Origin of the sequence: Ichthyenterobacterium magnum, from assembly GCF_003610635.1 — a bacterium.
In the GTDB taxonomy this organism is placed as follows: Bacteria; Bacteroidota; Bacteroidia; order Flavobacteriales; family Flavobacteriaceae; genus Ichthyenterobacterium; species Ichthyenterobacterium magnum.
This window is the reverse complement of the sequence record NZ_RAQJ01000006.1, coordinates 103,573-121,036: the sequence shown is the minus strand read 5'-3', so window position 1 is coordinate 121,036 and position 17,464 is coordinate 103,573. Positions and strand designations below refer to the sequence as shown.

Sequence of the window (17,464 nt, the reverse complement as noted above, 5' to 3'; positions counted from 1 at the left end):
TAACCAAAAACTTAGGTTATTAACACTTTGATTATTTTTGTAATATGAAGGTGTTGAAGCATGTTTTTAATTTTTATATCAATAGTAGTGTTCATGTGGCTTTGTCTGTATATGCATTATCGTGGATTACACTTATTGAGCTTGATATAATGTATGATGAAAATGTGCTCTACTTTATTTTTTATGCAACCATTACTGGTTATAATTTTGTTAAGTATTTTGGACTGGCAAAATTTCATCATAGAAGCTTAGCAGATTGGTTAAAAGTTATTCAAATATTTTCTTTATTATGTTTTGTGATGCTCTGCTATTATGCAATTAAATTAGAGACAAATACTTTACTAACTATAGTGTTGTTTGGAGTAATTACTTTTTTATATGCTATTCCTTTTTTACCAAAAAGAATATTTTTGGATAGTCAGCAAAACTTAAGAAGCATTAGTGGTTTAAAAATTTATGTAATAGGCTTAGTATGGTCTGGAGTTACAGTTTGTCTCCCTTTGCTAAATAACGACTATATATTTGATGTAGATGTTGTTATTACTGCATTGCAGCGTTTTCTATTTGTAATAGTTTTAATGTTTCCTTTTGAAATAAGAGACTTGAAGTATGATAGTTTGAAGTTATCTACAATTCCGCAGAGTATTGGTGTAAAACGAACAAAAACAATAGGTGTTTTGCTATTAGCAATATTTTTATTTTTAGAATTTTTAAAAGATGATATTGATTCTAAACGTGTTATTATTCACTTTATAATAACATTAATAACACTTATGCTTTTACTATTAGCAAGAAAAAACCAAGGACAATATTATAGTAGTTTTTGGGTAGAAAGTATCCCTATAATATGGCTGGTATTAATTTTGATTATGTAGTTGACTATCAAATTTTGTCTTTAAATCATTACGCTCATTATCTTTAAGGCAATCTACATCTGAATTATTTACAGCTTTAGTTAAAGCCCTATTTTTTTTCGTGTAAGCGCGTGATATTCTACACCAAGATAGGCGAAGATTTAATTTAAATTTTTCCCATATACTAGCTTCGCCATATTGCGATTTATCACAAATATGATGTGCTTCTTCACATGATATAAATAAGATACTTTTTTTCATAATATATTCCTGAGAAAGCAGGAGAACTTTTAATTTAAAACCAGGTTTTTTCCATACAGCTTGCCATGGCAACACGTGCTCTATGGATTATAACCCATAGGTTAGACGCTGTGATATCTAATTCATTACAAATAGCTTCAGTTTCATAGCCCAATATTGTTTTTAACTTAAATACTTTAGCTTGTTTTTCTGGAAGCTTTGATAAACAGTCATGTATTGCTAAACCTAATTCTGTGTTTTCTATATCGTCTTCGGCAGTTTTATCAAATGGATCTGCTACACGTTCTTCAAGCCAATCACCTTCACTTTCATTATTAGAATAGCTCATTCTAACTTCTGCCTTTCCTTTGTTTGAATTTATCTTACGATAATGGTCAATAATTTTTCGCTTGAGTATTGAAATTAGCCATGTACGTTCACTTGCTTCGCCTTTAAAGTTTTTCATCGATTTTAAGCCAGCAAAAAAAGTGTCTTGCACCAAATCTTTGGCTATTTCTCTATCATTTACTCGTGTAATGGTATAGTTGAATAAATAATCTGAGTAAGCGTTAATCCACTTATTTGGATCTATTTGATGTTTAGGCATTGAAACAATTTTTTCGACTCAAAAATAGGCAATAATTATTTAATTAATCCAGCACGCTTTAATAAAGCGTCTGGTTTTGGTTCTTGTCCTCTAAAACGCTTATAAAGTGTCATTGGGTTTTCTGTTCCTCCTTTAGATAAAACATTGTCTTTGAATTTATTTGCAACATTTTTATTAAAAACACCTTTTTCTAAGAAATACTCAAATGCATCTGCATCTAATACTTCAGCCCATTTATAACTGTAATATCCAGACGAGTAACCACCTTGAAAAATATGTGAGAATGATGTACTCATACAATTGTTTGCTACATCAGGAAAAAGCTTAGTGTTTTTAAAAGCTTCTAACTCATGAGCTTTTACATTAGTTATATGTGTTGGGTCTTGACCGTGCCAAGACATGTCTAATAGACCAAAACTAATTTGACGCAGTGTTTGCATACCTTCATGAAAGGTTGAAGATTCTTTTATTTTTTCAACTAATTCCATTGGGATTACCTCTCCAGTTTTATAATGTGTAGCAAATAGTTTTAAAGCTTCTTTTTGATAACACCAGTTTTCTAAAACCTGGCTTGGTAGCTCAACAAAATCCCAAAACACACTAGTGCCAGATAAACTTGGGTATGTAGTATTTGCTAACATGCCATGAAGTGCGTGACCAAACTCATGAAACAATGTTGTTACTTCATTAAAGGTTAGTAACGAAGGTTTGCTTTTTGTTGGCTTTGTAAAGTTGCAAACAATAGAAACGTGAGGTCTTTCATTAGCATCGTTTTTAAACGCCTGAGGTTTATAAGATGTCATCCATGCACCATTTCGTTTTCCTGCTCTTGGGAAAAAATCTGCATAAAAAATTGAAACTAAATCACCATCTTTATTTGTTACTTTATAGGTTAAAACATCCTTGTGATATTTATCGATAGTATCTATAGCTTCAAATTGTAAATCGAATAATTTTTCTGCTACTGTAAAAGCACCATTAATAACACTTTCTAATTTAAAATAAGGTTTTAGAAGCTCATCATCTAAATTAAATAGTTTTTGTTTTAGCTTTTCAGAATAATAAGCAGAATCCCATTTTTCTAGCTTATCAATGCCGTCTAAATCTTTAGCAAAATTTTGGAGTGCTTTAAATTCACGTTCGGCAGCTGGTTTTGCTTTTTCAAGGAGTTCATTTAAAAAATGAGTTACTGTTTCTGGGGTTTTTGCCATACGCTCTTCTAGTACAAAATGCGCATGAGTTTTATAACCTAATAAATTTGCACGTTGATGACGTAATTTTGCGATTTGAATAACATTATCTTGGTTGTCTAAAGCGTCGTCTTTAAATGCTTTTGATCCAGCTGCAATAGCTAATTTTTTTCGTAACTCACGATTATCAGCATAAGTCATGAACGGAATATAGCTTGGGTAGTCTAAAGTGACTAACCAACCTTTTTTACCTTTAGATTCTGCTAATTGTTGTGCTGCTTCTTTTGCACCTTCTGGTAGGCCAGATAAATCATCTTCATTAGTGATTAGCATTTCAAATGCATTGGTTTCAGCTAAAACATTTTCACCAAACTTTAGTTTTAATTGACTTAATTGCTTGTCTATATCTCTAAGTTGTTGCTTTTTGTTATCTGGTAAATTTGCACCATTTCGTGAAAACCCTTTGTATTTTTTGTCAAGTAGTGTCTGTTGTTCTGTAGTTAGTTTTAACTCAGGCTTTTGGTTGTAAACGTTTTTTACACGTTTAAATAAATTTTCATTTAAAGTAATGTCGTTGCCAAACTCAGATAATAAAGGTGAAACTTCTTGAGCTATTTTTTGAATTGTATCATTAGTCTCTGCAGAATTAAGATTAAAAAAGATACTTGTAATACGATCTAACTGTTCTCCTGAAAAATCTAAAGCTTCAATTGTGTTTTTAAACGTTGGAGTTTCTGTATTATTTGTTATAGCATCTATTTCTACTCTTGCACTTTTAATAGCATTTTTAATTGCTGGAAGAAAATGATCATCTTTTATTTTTGAAAAAGGTGCTGTATCAAATTTTTTATTTAAAATATTCATGTTAAAATTTATGAATTATGTAGTAAAAATCCCTATTTGTAATAATAACCTTACCTAAAACACTTATTGTTTATTAAATTGTTAATTACTAGTGGTTTTTTTGGTATTGATAATAAAATATATTGTTAGTTTTGCCATTAAGTATTTTTATGAGAGTTAATAACTCTTAAAAATAATTGATTAATAGCTCTAAAACCTCGTATAAAATCGAGGTTTTTTTATTTTAAATCTTCTGATGATTTAAAAACTTTTATTTTTAATTCTTCTTTATAAGCAATTACTTTATTTAGTACAACCTCATTAGAGGCTCCAATAATTTGTGCCGCTAAAATACCTGCGTTTTTTGCACCATTTAAAGCTACTGTTGCAACAGGAACGCCACCTGGCATTTGTAAAATAGATAAAATAGAATCCCAACCATCTATTGAGTTGCTACTTTTTACAGGAACACCAATAACTGGAAGTGGAGATAATGAAGCTACCATACCTGGTAAATGTGCTGCGCCTCCAGCTCCTGCAATAATTACAGAAATACCTCTAGTATGCGCATTTTTACTGTAATCGAATAATTTTTCTGGAGTTCTGTGTGCAGAAACAATATCAACTTCAATATCAATTTCAAAGCTTTTTAAAATATCTATAGCATCTTGCATTACGGGAAGGTCGCTTTTGCTTCCCATAATAATTCCTACTTTATTCATAATTAATTACTTATTACTTTAATTGTGTTTTTTACTTCTTCAGCAATCTCACGTGCTTTGTTTATGTCTTTATTTACTATAGTTACATGACCCATTTTACGAAAAGGGCGTGTTTGTTTTTTGCCATAAATATGAGGTGTTACACCTTCAAATTTCATTATGGTTTCTATATTTTGGTAATGTACATTACCAGTATGATTTTCTGCGCCTACTAAATTTACCATAACGCCAGCAGCTTTAGTGTTAGTGTTTCCTAAAGGTAAATTTAAAATGGCTCTTATGTGTTGCTCAAACTGTGATGTATAACTAGATTCAATAGTGTGATGACCAGAGTTGTGTGGTCTGGGAGCAACTTCGTTAACTAAAATTTCATCGGTTTGTGTCAGAAATAATTCAACAGCTAATAAGCCAACATGATTAAATGCTTTAGAAACTTTTAAAGCTACTTCTGTTGCTTTTGTTGCTATTTCATTATTAATTCTTGCAGGGCAAATTACGTACTCAACTTGGTTGGCTTCAGGATGAAACTCCATTTCAACAACTGGATAAGTTGCAATCGCTCCATTTTCATTTCTAGCAACGATAACAGCCAGCTCATTTTTAAAAGGAATCATATCTTCAGCAATACATTCGCCTTTAGGTAAATCGTTTAAGTCGTTAATACTTCTAATAATTTTCACACCATTACCATCATAACCAAACTGTGCGCTCTTCCATACAAAAGGAAACGCCAAACTTTCATTTTCAATGGCATCTTTAATTTCTGATGCATAAGCAAAACGCATAAAATTTGCAGTAGGAATGTTGTTGTCTCTATAAAACAATTTTTGTGTTGCTTTGTTCTGTATTGCTCGTAAGGTTTTAGATGACGGAAACACTTTTTTCCCTTCTTTTTCTAAAGCTTCTAATGCATCAACATTTACATTTTCAATTTCGATGGTTAAAACATCAACATGCTTACCAAAATTATATACACTTTGATAGTCCATTAAATCGCCTAAATGAAATTCATTGCATGCAATTTTACTAGGAGCTTCTTCACTAGCATCTAAGACAGACGTGTAAATATCAAACTTTCGAGTATTGTTAAGCAACATTTTGCCTAATTGACCACCACCAAGAATACCAAGTTTAAAATCTGAAGAAAAATAATTCATGTTTCGTGCTAAAAAATGACATATTATATGCAAAAATACACTTAAATATCATATTCACTTCTAAAATCATAAATCAAAAATCGTAATTGGTCAATCTATTGATTATCTTTGCATTTCTAAAATTAAAAACAAGTGATTAAGCTTCACGATTTATATTTTAAACCGTTTATTTCTGAACCAGAGATAGATGCAATTGTACAACGTATGGTTGATGATGTTGCTAATGACTTGCAAGATGAAATTCCTGTATTTGTTGGCATACTTAATGGGTCTTTTATGTTTGTTAGTGATTTTGTTAAAAAATACCCAAAACCTTGCGAGGTTACATTTATAAAACTAGCATCGTATGAAGGCGTTAAATCATCAGAAGATATACAGCGCCTTATAGGTCTAACTCAAGATTTATCCGGACGCAAAGTTGTAATTCTAGAAGATATTATAGATTCTGGAAACACGCTTGAAGAAGTACATCGAATTTTTGAAAGAGAAAATGTAGACGAACTTAAGATAGCTACATTGTTTTACAAGCCAGAAGCTTATAAAAAAGATTACAAACTACATTATGTTGGTATTGAAATCCCAAACAAATTTATAGTTGGTTATGGATTAGACTATGATGGATTGGGACGCGATTTACCAGAAATATATCAATTAAAAACAACACAACACATGATTAATTTAGTCCTATTTGGACCTCCAGGAGCCGGAAAAGGTACTCAAGCCAATTTTTTAAAAGAGACATATAATTTGGTTCATATCTCAACAGGAGATGTTTTCAGATTCAATATAAAAAATGAAACGGCATTAGGTGTTTTAGCCAAATCTTTTATGGATAAAGGCGAATTGGTTCCTGACCAAGTAACTATAGATATGCTGCATGCAGAAGTAAATAAAAATGCTGATGCAAATGGGTTTATTTTTGATGGTTTCCCTCGTAATACAATTCAGGCAGATGCGCTAGATAAAATTTTGGAAGAAAAAGACTCTAAAGTAAATGCTATGGTTGCATTAGAAGTTGACGATGCCATTTTAGTACAACGTTTATTAGAACGTGGTAAAACCAGTGGAAGACCAGATGATGCTAATGAAGCTGTGATTAGAAACAGAATAAAAATCTATTATAACGAAACCGCTATTTTAAAAGATTTTTACTCAAATCAAGATAAATACTTTGGCGTTGATGGTGTTGGTAGTATAGAAGAGATTACTACACGATTAAATAGTGTTATTGATAAATTATAATCAATAAAAATAAAGACTTTCGCTTTTTGCGGAAAATGATATAGCTGAAAAATTAAAAGTTTTATCTCTTAATTTTTCAGCATTTAATTTAATTTAAGATATGACAGAAGGAAACTTCGTAGATTATGTAAAAATGCATGTTGCTTCTGGAAAAGGAGGTAAAGGTTCTACGCATTTACATCGCGAAAAATACATCGCAAAAGGAGGTCCTGACGGTGGAGATGGCGGACGAGGAGGCCACGTTATTTTACGAGGAAATTCTAATCTTTGGACACTTTTACATTTAAAATTTAAACGCCATATAAAAGCTGGTCATGGTGGAAATGGAAGTAAAGGTAGAAGCACAGGTGCAGATGGTGAAGATGTCTACATTGATGTGCCTTTAGGTACAGTAATTAGAGATACTGAAACCAATAAAATTATCTTAGAAATTACTGAAGATCAAGAAGAGCGAATTATTGCCGAAGGTGGAATGGGAGGACGCGGTAATTGGCATTTTAAAAGCTCAACCAACCAAACGCCACGTTATGCACAACCTGGTATTCCGTTAGAAGAAAAGGATATTACCTTGGAGCTTAAAGTTCTTGCAGATGTGGGATTAGTTGGTTTTCCAAATGCAGGAAAATCTACATTACTATCTGTCGTTACATCAGCAAAACCAAAAATTGCAGATTATGAGTTTACAACTCTAAAGCCAAATTTAGGAATTGTAAAATACCGTGATTTTAAAACTTTTGTAATGGCTGATATTCCTGGTATTATTGAAGGCGCAGCAGAAGGAAAAGGTTTAGGGCATTATTTTTTACGTCATATTGAGCGTAATTCAATTTTATTGTTTTTAATTCCTGCTGATGCAGATGATATTGAAAAACAATATCAAATATTATTAGATGAGCTTAGGCGTTATAATCCAGAAATGCTAGATAAAGAACGCATCGTTGCCATTTCTAAATGTGATATGTTAGATGATGAACTAAAGACTGAACTTAAGGTTGAGCTAGATGAAAAACTACCAATACCATATATGTTTATATCGTCTGTAGCGCAACAAGGGATTACAGAACTTAAGGATGCATTGTGGAAGATGCTTAATTAGTTTGCAGTTTGCAGAAAACCTCTTTTTAAGGAATAATTGCAATTCTCTGTTTAACGTCATAACTTAGCAATAACCAACCTAAATATGATGCGAGAAACTATTAAAAGTATAGTAGAACTAAATGACAACAAAGCCAGTCGTTTTTTTTCGATGTTTATTCAGGCATTGATTTTGCTAACTATAGTAAGCTTTGCATTTGAGACAGTTCCTGATTTAAAACCAGAAACAAAAACGCTCTTACATACCATTGAAATAATTTGCGTAGCGATTTTTACCTTAGAATATCTGCTAAGAATATATGTGGCAGATAGTAAGCCTAAATTCATTTTTAGTTTTTTTGGAATTATTGATTTAGTAGCAATTTTACCATTTTATTTATCACTAGGCTTAGGTTTAGCATCTTTAAGAGCATTACGTTTTCTACGCTTGTTTAGAATTTTAAAATTGGCTCGTTATAACCGAGCCATGAAACATTTTACAAGAGCTATTTCCTCTGCAAAAGAAGAAATTATGCTCTTTTTATTTATAACGCTAATGCTCATTTATTTTGCTGCAGTTGGCATTTATTATTTTGAACACGAAGCTCAACCCGAACATTTCTCTTCGGTTTTTGATAGTTTATGGTGGGCAATCATAACGCTTACCACTGTTGGTTATGGTGATGTGTACCCAATAACAGTTGGTGGTCGAGTGTTTACCTTTTTTATATTAATGATTGGTTTGGGCATTGTTGCTATACCAACAGGTATTATTTCTTCAGCACTATCACGCTCTATTGATAATGAGGAATGATTTTTGATACTTATAAATTTAAAATTACTTAAAAAATGAAAATTTTAAAAATCACCATTATTGCTCTTTTACTAATGTCATGCGGTGCAACCGTTAATTACGATTACGAAAAGGGTACAGATTTTACACAGTACAAAACGTATAATTATTATACAGATATGAATACTGGTATGAGTGAGTTAGATACAAAACGATTATTTAATGTGCTTAACGCTAATCTTAAGCAAAAGGGATTTAGTTTATCTGAAACGCCAGATTTTTTAATAGATATAAAGAGTAGTGAATTTCAAAATAATCAAAGAAATACTGTTGGAGTTGGCCTTGGTGGTGGAGGTAGAACTATTGGCGGAGGAATTTCTGTAGGTATTCCTATAGGGCAATCTAAACACAGTCGTCAGATTATTATCGATTTTGTTGACGAAAACAAAAATAGTTTGTTCTGGCAAGCTGTAAGTGAAAACTCGTATAATCCAAATGCCACACCAGAAAAACGTGAAGCAGTTTTTATGGCTTTAGTAGAAAAAGTCTTATCAAAATATCCTCCAAAATAGAAATAAAAGGAGTTTTAATAAATGTCATTCTGAACGAAAGTGAAGAATTTTAAATAAATGATTTTTTTTATTTATAGATGTTTAAGATTTTTCAGCCAAGCTCAAAATGACAGCTATCATATTTTTATATAACTCTTCTTAAAAAGTTAACTAAGTAAACTTTTGTATTTGTCTTTATAGCCATAAAGAACAACAATATTTAAAATTAGTAAAATAGCTGCTCCAGCTATACTTCCTGGCTCTAGAGTAGCATGAAATAATACAGCATTTACAGAGATGCTCATTAAAATTAATGCTAGTAAAGCACCATATTTGTTTAATATTAAAGCTAAACCAGCAATTATTTCAACAATAGCAACCATAGTTATAGTTTTGGTAGCAGTTAAGGCACCAAAATAATTTCCTGCCGCTTCAGACATTTCGCCCATATCCATAAAATGGAAAAATTTATTTAAACCAAAAAAGAGAACAAAAACTCCAAGAAGGATTCTTACAATCATAAAAACTTTTGAATTCATAATGTTATATGTATTAGTTAGAATCCTAAATTAAGAAATTAGTATACTTCAATTTTAAAGTTTTAAATTGATTATAAACGACTTACTAACAATTATTTAGTCTACATTAATTCTTACACCTTCGCTATGACTACTAAATTCTGGCGCATACATGCTTTGAATGGTAGTTATGCCATTGCTCATATCTCCAGCATTATTCACTCTTAAGTCATATTCAAACACATAAACACCTTTTGGTAAATTATCGAAAAAGAAATTTGTTGATGCATCTTTGGTACTTTCATAATAGCCCAAACCATCTTGCCATTTGTATTTAGAAATTACATTAATAGGTTCTAGTCCTGCAGCTCGCATATCTTTCATATGTATAAACTCCATATTTCTGTCACTTTGTAATTCTATGCGTACTCTAACTAAATCACCAATTTTTAAATGAGTTTCAGATGTGATTTCAGAAAGCTCTTCACCAGTACCTGTATTGGTTTTTAAGAATAGTTTCTTCTTTAACTGTAAAGGTGTTTCTGCCGAAGTTATTTTATCTAAATCTTCAAAATATTGCCAATATAAACTTCCCCAAGCGATGCCTTTTCCTTTTTTAGTAAGTGTTACTTCAGCCATTTCAGGTTGTATTTCTTGAGCATTCCAAGAGGTTTTGTAATAACCAGTTCCTGCTTCAGCTTTTACATGTTCTAATGTATTTGGAGAAATAGTTTTTCCTCCTAAAACAACATCAACCATTTCTGTAACACTTAACCAATCACTTCCTTGAAGTAATAATGCATACACAGCTTCAGTAGTAGCCTTGGTCGTTTTCCAACGATTGGTTTGCTTGTTCTTTAGTAACCAAATCTTTAAATTATCAATCGTTTCTGTATCATTTTCAATTTCAGCAAATGCTTCTATAAGTAATGCTTGGGTTTCAATAGGTGCTTGATACCAATACCATGATGCGGAATTAGATTTCCAATACATACCTAATTCTTCATTAGTGATACTGTTTTCTCGTAAAGAGTTTAAAATTTTTGAAGCTGTTTTATTATCATCTATTCTATTAGTCACCAATGCCATTAACCCTTTTGCATATAGCGAACGACTTAACCAATACTTCTGAATTTGAGTGTGATAATACTTTGTAATTAGTTCTACTTCTTTAGATTTTTTAAGTTCTGGAAAGAAGCTTCTCATATATAAATAATGCAATTGTGTGTAGCTTAAATGGTCTTTATTTAAATCTGCATCTTTATTATATTTTTTAATGTTTTTATACTCTTGTACAAATTGAGCGTCTAGATAATAGATTGCTTTATGTATCATTAGCGATTCTGTTTCGTTTGAAGAAACATTAAGTTGTTTAAGATGTCCAAAACCTGTAATAATGTGTTGTGTGATGTAACGGTTTTCTCGACCACCTTTAAACCAAGCCCAAGCACCATTAGCCATCTGATTGCTTTTGAGTTTTTGTTTCGCAGATTTCAATTCGTTATTCATTTTGTTTAAATCAAATAATAAAGCAATTCGTTTTTTCTGCTCTGTTTCACTTTGAGCATCACGTAACCAAGGTGTTTCTTGAATTAAGATTGATTTTAATTCTTCATTTTTTTCTAAGTTAGAAATAAGTGCTGTTGCTGAGCCTGTCGAAGTATCTTGAGATTTCCATTGATTAAACACCTCTTGAATTCTTGGATTACTATTTGTAATATGACTAGCTAATGCATTGGCATAATAACGAGAAAAAGTTTGTTCATTACAATCATAAGGATACTCCATTAAGTATGGTAAAGCCTGTACAGCATACCAAGCGGGATTAGAGGTCATCTCAAGTGTTAACTTATGATGTTTTAAGGTTTTTGAAGCGTTGGCTGAGCCTGTCGAAGCCAATTTGTCTAACGTAAATGTTCTTATTTCATTACTTTTAATCCACATAGGAAGCGTCTCGGTAACCAACATTCTGTTGGTAAGTACTGGCATTGCGTTTTGCTCACCATCACTAAAATCTCCTGCTTTTGCAATAACTTTGTATTGAACAGCATTTACATTATCTGGAATTTTTAATGTCCATGATACTTGTGTATTGCCTTTGGCATTAACTGTAAATTTTGCGTGCTCAGTTGTTGGTAGCACTTCTAATTTTTGAGTAATGTCTTCACCAGAAACAGCATCTGTAAGTATTAATTTTGCTTCTCCAGATAATGCTGTATCTGTTAAGTTTGCAATTTTCGTACTAAGGCTAATGATATCACCTTGACGTAAAAAACGAGGTGCATTTGGGATAACCATTAATTCTTTTTGCGTAACAGTTTCTAAACTCGTAACAGCACTTTCTAAAGTTTTTGTATGCGCTAAAAGTTGTAGCTTCCATCTGGTTAATGCTTCAGGTGTTGTAAAACTAAAGCTTACATTGCCTTCTGCATCTGTTTGTAATTGCGGAAAGAAAAATGATGTTTCTTGAAGGTTTTTTCTTAGCTTAATTTGTGATAGTTTATTTTGATTATTCTTTGTCGTTATAATAATAACTCCATTCTTTCCTTTTTTACCATAAAGAGTAGTAGCTTCACTATTTTTTAAGATTTTATATTCAACAATATCATCTGGGTTTATATTTTTAAAGGTGGTTTGGTCAACCAAAACACCATCAATAACAAACAAAGGCTCAATATTACCATTAATTGCCCCAGTTCCTCTTAAAATTATAGTAGAATCTGCTTCTGGTTGGCCTGAACCTGTAGTTATATTTAAGCCTGCTACTTGCCCTTGAAGAGCCTCAACAACTTCATCATTTAAAGCTTCAGATTCTTCCACTATTTGAACAACACTAGCAGCTTTACTTCTCATTAGGTATCTATTTCCATTTCCAAAATAAAAACCAAACCAGTTAATGTGGTCATAAGCTTGTTGCTCATAATTTTTATATATGTTTTTTAAGTTAAAAACTCTAAAGCTTTTTGTGCCAAAACTATGTGCTGCATTTCTATGGTTATACGAGTAATAGTTTGGTTGCTGTATTGGATTAAAAGTCCAAGCATGTAGTTTAAATTGGTCTAAAGAAGCATCATACATACTTGCCAATAACTCTGCACTTACTTTATCACCTTTTGGGCCTTTAATTTTAAAGTTCCAAGTCTCATCTTGCCCTGGTTGTAACTTATCTCTAAAGGTTAAAGTTTCTATCTCTAAATCAGATTTTGGATAAGGCACAACAACTGGTATTGATGAACTTTGAAAGCTATTAAAAGTAGCAAAACTATAATGTACTGCAAAGCCACCAATATCTTCTTTAGTCACAGGAATAGCAATTGTCTTTTTGTTATTACTTAACGGAATGATATAAGTTTTAATTATCTTGTGGTCTTTCTCAATATCTAAAGTCACAGTTACATCTTTGGCAGCAGAAGCTACTGTAACCAAAACATTTTGGTTAGCAGCATACGAATCTTTATCTGTGGTAACGCTAAATAATTGATTATCTGCAATTGTTTTATCATTATCACTATATAATGTGGTTTTTGCTTCATCTTTAACGGTTTGACCAAATTTGTCTTTGCTCTCTAAAAGAATAACATATTGACCAGAATTCCATTTTTTAATGTTGCCTAGTTTTACTTCTTTTGAAATTTCTGTATCAAAAGTTTCGTAAAGAACAAGTTCTCCTTTTTCCCATGAATTACTATCAGATGCATCTGAGTAGCTGTCATGAGGAAACTTAGAATTGAATTCATCCTTTGTAATTACTTGGTAGTCTGGAGCGTTCCAAGGTCTTGGGCGAAACACCTTTGTTGGCGCTTCTAATTTGTAAATTTTAAGTGTTCCTTTTGCAGGAACAAATTCACCATTTAAGTTTTTAGTATCAATTTTTAATAGGTTATCTTTTTTAGCCTTATCAAGTTTACTGTTTATAGTTACAGTTGCTATTAGTGCATGATAACCAACATTAACAATGGTTGTTGCGCTTCTAGTTTCACCATTTAAATCGGTAACATCTGCTGTAATTTCATAATTGAAAACAGGCAAGCTGCTTTTGTCAACACTTTCATCAGGAATGGCTTTAAAAGTAATTTCAAATTCACCTTTTTCATTGGTAATGCTTTCGCCATGTGTGATTTCTTGAGGCTCGCTATTAAACCAAGGTCTGTACCAATAATACCATTGAGGATATTGTACGTTTCGTTTTACACGATATACAACTTTGGCATCTGTAATATTACTTCCTGCGTATGCTAATGCTTGTCCTTTAACGGTTATAGAGTCGTTAATTTTAAAGGTTTCAGTTATTGGATCAAATTTGGTTTCAAATTTTGGACGTTTATATTCTTCAACAGAAAAATATGCATACGAATATCTGCCTGCAAAAAAATCAATATAATACTGACCATTTAAACCATCATTTGGTAGTATAAATTCTCCTGCTACTGAGCCAAATTCATTCGTTTTTAATAAGATTTCGTTTATAGTTTCTCCATTTGCATTAAATAGTCTAACCTTTGTGCCTTTATTAGCAAACACTTCAGATTTATCATCTTTAGTAGTCATTGCTATGCCTTTAAAGTAAACCGTTTGTCCTGGTCTGTAAATGCTTCTGTCTGTAAAAAGAAAGTTTTGATGTGTTTCTTTGTCTTCATCTAAATCATGTCTGCCATAATTGTTGACGTGGTATTTTCCGAAGTAAGCCTTGTCTCCTTCATACGAAACATTAATTGTTAGGTTAATGTATCTTTTTTCGGTTTTTGCTAAACCAACTTCACCTTGTTTGTTTGATGTTAGGTTTTTAGAAATGAAACTTCCGTTATACTTATTTTGAAACTTTATGGTTACCGAAGCACCAAAAACAGGTTTTCCGTTATTTCTATCAATAACCTGATATGCAAGTTTGTCGTCTGTAGTTTTTTCTACAATGGCCAGATTAGTGACTTGTATAATTTGCGTTGCAAAAATATTATGGTCTGTATTGACCTGCGCCAAAATAATATAACTACCATTGTTTAGTTTTGGTACTATAATCTCTGTACTATGCCTTTGGTAATCACTTTCGTTTTTAAGTGTCGAACTCCATTGATCAACAGGTCTTTTATTTTTAAAAAAGTCTAGTTTTTGGTCAGACCTATAAGCCTTATTAAACTTGTTAATCTCATTTGTATTAACCTTAAAGAGTTTAAAGTTTAACTCGTCAATATTTTTATAATTAATTAATAGCCGACTATAATCTTGAATTGGAATTATGTTTTCTGAAACAATATTGACGCTATATTGTAAGATTTGAGACTTTAAAGCAGCACATTTTTCTGCGCCTTTACTTTTTGGGAATTGTTTTATTACTGTTTCACAAAGCTCTAAAGCATCTTTTATTTTCCAACGGACATCAGTTTTAGTTTTTGGATTATAAGCAGAACCTTGTTGATAGTAAATATTAGCAATTTCAAAATCATATAGAGTAGATAGTGAATTTCCGTTAAAGAGGTCACTTTCATTTTTTAATGTTTGTAATAAAAGCGATTCCTTGTCGCTAAATGTAGCATGTTGCAAAACAAATTTTAAACGTTTAATGTCAGCATCTACTAAGGCTTTTTTAGTTTTATCCTTTAAATGAAACTTAATTAAATTTTGATAAATTTTTAAAGCCCGTAATTGTAACGATGTACTGTCTTTAGATTCAATGCTTAAATTTGAAAATGTATTATAATCACTTAAAAACTTAGGGTCATCAATTTCAAATTTATAAGCAGGTTTTGTAATGCTATTTTCGTCTGTTTTATAAAAATCTAAAGCATTGTAACTTAATAAGTCGAACAAAGTAGGTCTATAAAGTTTTGAGTCTTTTTGTTCACTAATAATAGCTTTATAATCGTTTAATGATGTTTGTTTAAGAATTAAACCGTTATTTAATGAGTTTTGAAAATGAATATTAATTTCATCAAACAATGTTTGTAAATCCCAAGTTCTAAAATCTTCAGTATCTATTTTATTTTCAGTTTTTGTACGATTATAAAATTTGTATCTATTTTGATTAAAATATTGCCAGTACAAGTTGGCTAGTAGGTTTTCTAATATGTTTTTTGTAGGAGCTTCGCTTTGTGAGATTTCAGATTTAAAATCGTTGATGATTTTTAACTGCGCATCTTTTTCTAGTGTTAAAGCATATTTGCTTTTATAAAGTAAACTCTTAATATGTTGAGGTGTATTGCTGTCTTTTTTTGCTTGCAGACTAATTTGCTCTACAATTTTTAAAGCAGATTTAGGTAAACCTTCTTGTTCAAGTTGTTCAACAGATTTCCACAATTTAGTGTAATTGCTGTTTTGAGCTTGTGAGAGGTTTGCAAAAAGAATAATCATTAGTATAGACAGTATGTTTTTCATGTGTTGTTATTTATTGTTTTCAATAGTCACATGGAACATTCATTTAACCATTTTATAGAGTGATTAAGCCTTGGTTAAGAATGTTTCATATTATATAATTATCACAATGATAACTTCAAAAGCTGTTCCAAAAAAACAGCTATTGAGTAATAGGTACTTTTCAATGAGTGAAGTTAGCCAATTAAATAGTTAAAAGGAAGTCTGTTTTTAATAATAATTTGAAATTATCTAATAAATGAAAATTGATATGTGACCTTTAAAAAAAACAGTGGTTTTGCTAATGAAAGTTTATTTTTACGCTTTCGACAGAATATAAATGAAGGTATTAGTTTTCTTTTTAATGGTTCCAATGGTTGTTTTTAGCCAATCAGATTTAAAAAAGGCAGAACAACTTATTTTTGACAAACATTTTGCAAAGGCTGAATTATTTATGCAAAATTTTGTAGATGAACATCCAGATAATTTAAAAGGTATTGAATTATTGGGCGATACATATGGGCATCAAAAAAAATGGGATAAAGCCATTGAGCAATATAAGTTGCTAGTGAAAAGACAACCAAATACAGCGAATTACCATTATAAATATGGAGGTGCTTTGGGTATGAAAGCCTTGTCTGTTAGTAAAATAAAAGCTTTAGGCATTATTGGTGATGTAAAAAACGCATTTTTAAAAGCTGCCGAATTAGATTCAAATCATATCGATACACGTTGGGCTTTAGTGGAATTATATATGCAATTACCAGGCATTATTGGAGGAAGCAAAAAGAAATCTTTTAAATACGCTAATGAGTTGGAGCAGCTCTCTAAGGTAGATGGGTATTTAGCCAAAGGTTATATTTATGAGTATGATGATGAACCCAAACTAGCAGAGAAGTTTTATAAGTTAGGTATTGAAGAAGGTGGTTCGTTAACCTGTTTTGAGAAACTTACTGCGTTTTACCAAACTCAAAATCAACCAGAAAAAGCTATAGCAAATATTGAAAATGCGCATCAAAAACATAAACGCAATGCGTTACATTACCAAATAGGAAAGGTGGCAGCAGAATATAATGTTGAGCTTCAAAAAGGAGAACAGTGCTTGCATATATATCTTAAAAATTATTCGGCAGCAGATGGTGTGCCAAAAGCTTGGGCTAATTATAGATTAGCTCAAATTTATAAACATAGAGGTAATAAAACAGAAGCATTAAAGCATATTGATTTGGCAATAACTGAGTTGCCAAAAATCAAAACTTTCGCATCAGAAAAAGATAAAATTTTGAAATTATAAAAGCTATACAAACTTCTAATTTCAATAGTATTTC

At 31.3% G+C, this 17,464-nt stretch carries 13 protein-coding genes; 6 read left to right on the top strand and 7 right to left on the bottom strand.

The window, feature by feature from the left end:
- Positions 1 to 44: 44 nt before the first annotated feature.
- Positions 45 to 875: a UbiA prenyltransferase family protein gene (locus tag BXY80_RS12710; RefSeq protein ID WP_120202514.1), complete on the top strand. Its 831-nt coding sequence runs from the start codon at positions 45 to 47 to the stop codon at positions 873 to 875.
- On the opposite strand, the gene BXY80_RS12705 is transcribed toward BXY80_RS12710, so the two are convergent.
- The 5 genes from BXY80_RS12705 to BXY80_RS12685 form a co-directional block, all read right to left on the bottom strand.
- Positions 858 to 1,115, bottom strand: coding sequence for a hypothetical protein (locus tag BXY80_RS12705; protein ID WP_162843316.1), 258 nt, complete (start codon positions 1,113 to 1,115; stop codon positions 858 to 860). The two genes, BXY80_RS12710 and BXY80_RS12705, sit on opposite strands and share 18 nt — an antisense overlap.
- 34 nt (positions 1,116 to 1,149) lie before the next feature.
- Positions 1,150 to 1,701 carry a sigma-70 family RNA polymerase sigma factor gene (locus tag BXY80_RS12700; protein ID WP_120202512.1) on the bottom strand — a complete coding sequence of 184 codons (552 nt, stop codon included), beginning with the start codon at positions 1,699 to 1,701 and terminating at the stop codon, positions 1,150 to 1,152.
- 35 nt (positions 1,702 to 1,736) lie between these two features.
- The gene (locus BXY80_RS12695; protein WP_120202510.1) at positions 1,737 to 3,755 is read right to left on the bottom strand and encodes a M3 family metallopeptidase; all 2,019 of its coding nucleotides are present in this window, start codon (positions 3,753 to 3,755) and stop codon (positions 1,737 to 1,739) included.
- A 218-nt stretch (positions 3,756 to 3,973) separates the two neighbouring features.
- Entirely contained in the window at positions 3,974 to 4,456 is a 483-nt protein-coding gene (gene purE, locus BXY80_RS12690; RefSeq protein ID WP_120202508.1) for a 5-(carboxyamino)imidazole ribonucleotide mutase, read from the bottom strand.
- 2 nt (positions 4,457 to 4,458) lie between these two features.
- Positions 4,459 to 5,613 (bottom strand): 5-(carboxyamino)imidazole ribonucleotide synthase, encoded by a 1,155-nt coding sequence (locus BXY80_RS12685; RefSeq protein ID WP_120202507.1) that lies wholly within the window; start codon positions 5,611 to 5,613, stop codon positions 4,459 to 4,461.
- Between the two features lie 132 nt (positions 5,614 to 5,745).
- Between BXY80_RS12685 and BXY80_RS12680 the strand changes: the two genes are divergently transcribed.
- From BXY80_RS12680 to BXY80_RS12665, 4 genes are all read left to right on the top strand, one after another.
- Complete coding sequence (locus BXY80_RS12680) at positions 5,746 to 6,855, top strand: adenylate kinase (protein ID WP_120202505.1); 1,110 nt, start codon at positions 5,746 to 5,748, stop codon at positions 6,853 to 6,855.
- Positions 6,856 to 6,955: 100 nt separating this feature from the next.
- Positions 6,956 to 7,951 carry a GTPase ObgE gene (gene obgE / locus BXY80_RS12675; protein ID WP_120202503.1) on the top strand — a complete coding sequence of 332 codons (996 nt, stop codon included), beginning with the start codon at positions 6,956 to 6,958 and terminating at the stop codon, positions 7,949 to 7,951.
- An 84-nt stretch (positions 7,952 to 8,035) separates the two neighbouring features.
- Positions 8,036 to 8,743 (top strand): ion transporter, encoded by a 708-nt coding sequence (locus BXY80_RS12670; protein ID WP_245977302.1) that lies wholly within the window; start codon positions 8,036 to 8,038, stop codon positions 8,741 to 8,743.
- A 35-nt stretch (positions 8,744 to 8,778) separates the two neighbouring features.
- Positions 8,779 to 9,294 carry a DUF4136 domain-containing protein gene (locus BXY80_RS12665; protein WP_120202501.1) on the top strand — a complete coding sequence of 172 codons (516 nt, stop codon included), beginning with the start codon at positions 8,779 to 8,781 and terminating at the stop codon, positions 9,292 to 9,294.
- A gap of 146 nt (positions 9,295 to 9,440) precedes the next feature.
- Here the strand turns inward: BXY80_RS12665 and BXY80_RS12660 are convergent, their stop codons facing one another.
- Positions 9,441 to 9,812 carry a DoxX family membrane protein gene (locus BXY80_RS12660; RefSeq protein WP_120202499.1) on the bottom strand — a complete coding sequence of 124 codons (372 nt, stop codon included), beginning with the start codon at positions 9,810 to 9,812 and terminating at the stop codon, positions 9,441 to 9,443.
- Positions 9,813 to 9,908: 96 nt separating this feature from the next.
- Positions 9,909 to 16,160, bottom strand: a complete 6,252-nt coding sequence (locus BXY80_RS12655) for an alpha-2-macroglobulin family protein (protein WP_120202497.1) — start codon at positions 16,158 to 16,160, stop codon at positions 9,909 to 9,911.
- 316 nt (positions 16,161 to 16,476) lie between these two features.
- Between BXY80_RS12655 and BXY80_RS12650 the strand changes: the two genes are divergently transcribed.
- On the top strand, positions 16,477 to 17,430 hold the full coding sequence (locus BXY80_RS12650; RefSeq protein WP_120202496.1) for a tetratricopeptide repeat protein: 954 nt from the start codon (positions 16,477 to 16,479) through the stop codon (positions 17,428 to 17,430).
- Positions 17,431 to 17,464 lie beyond the last annotated feature (34 nt).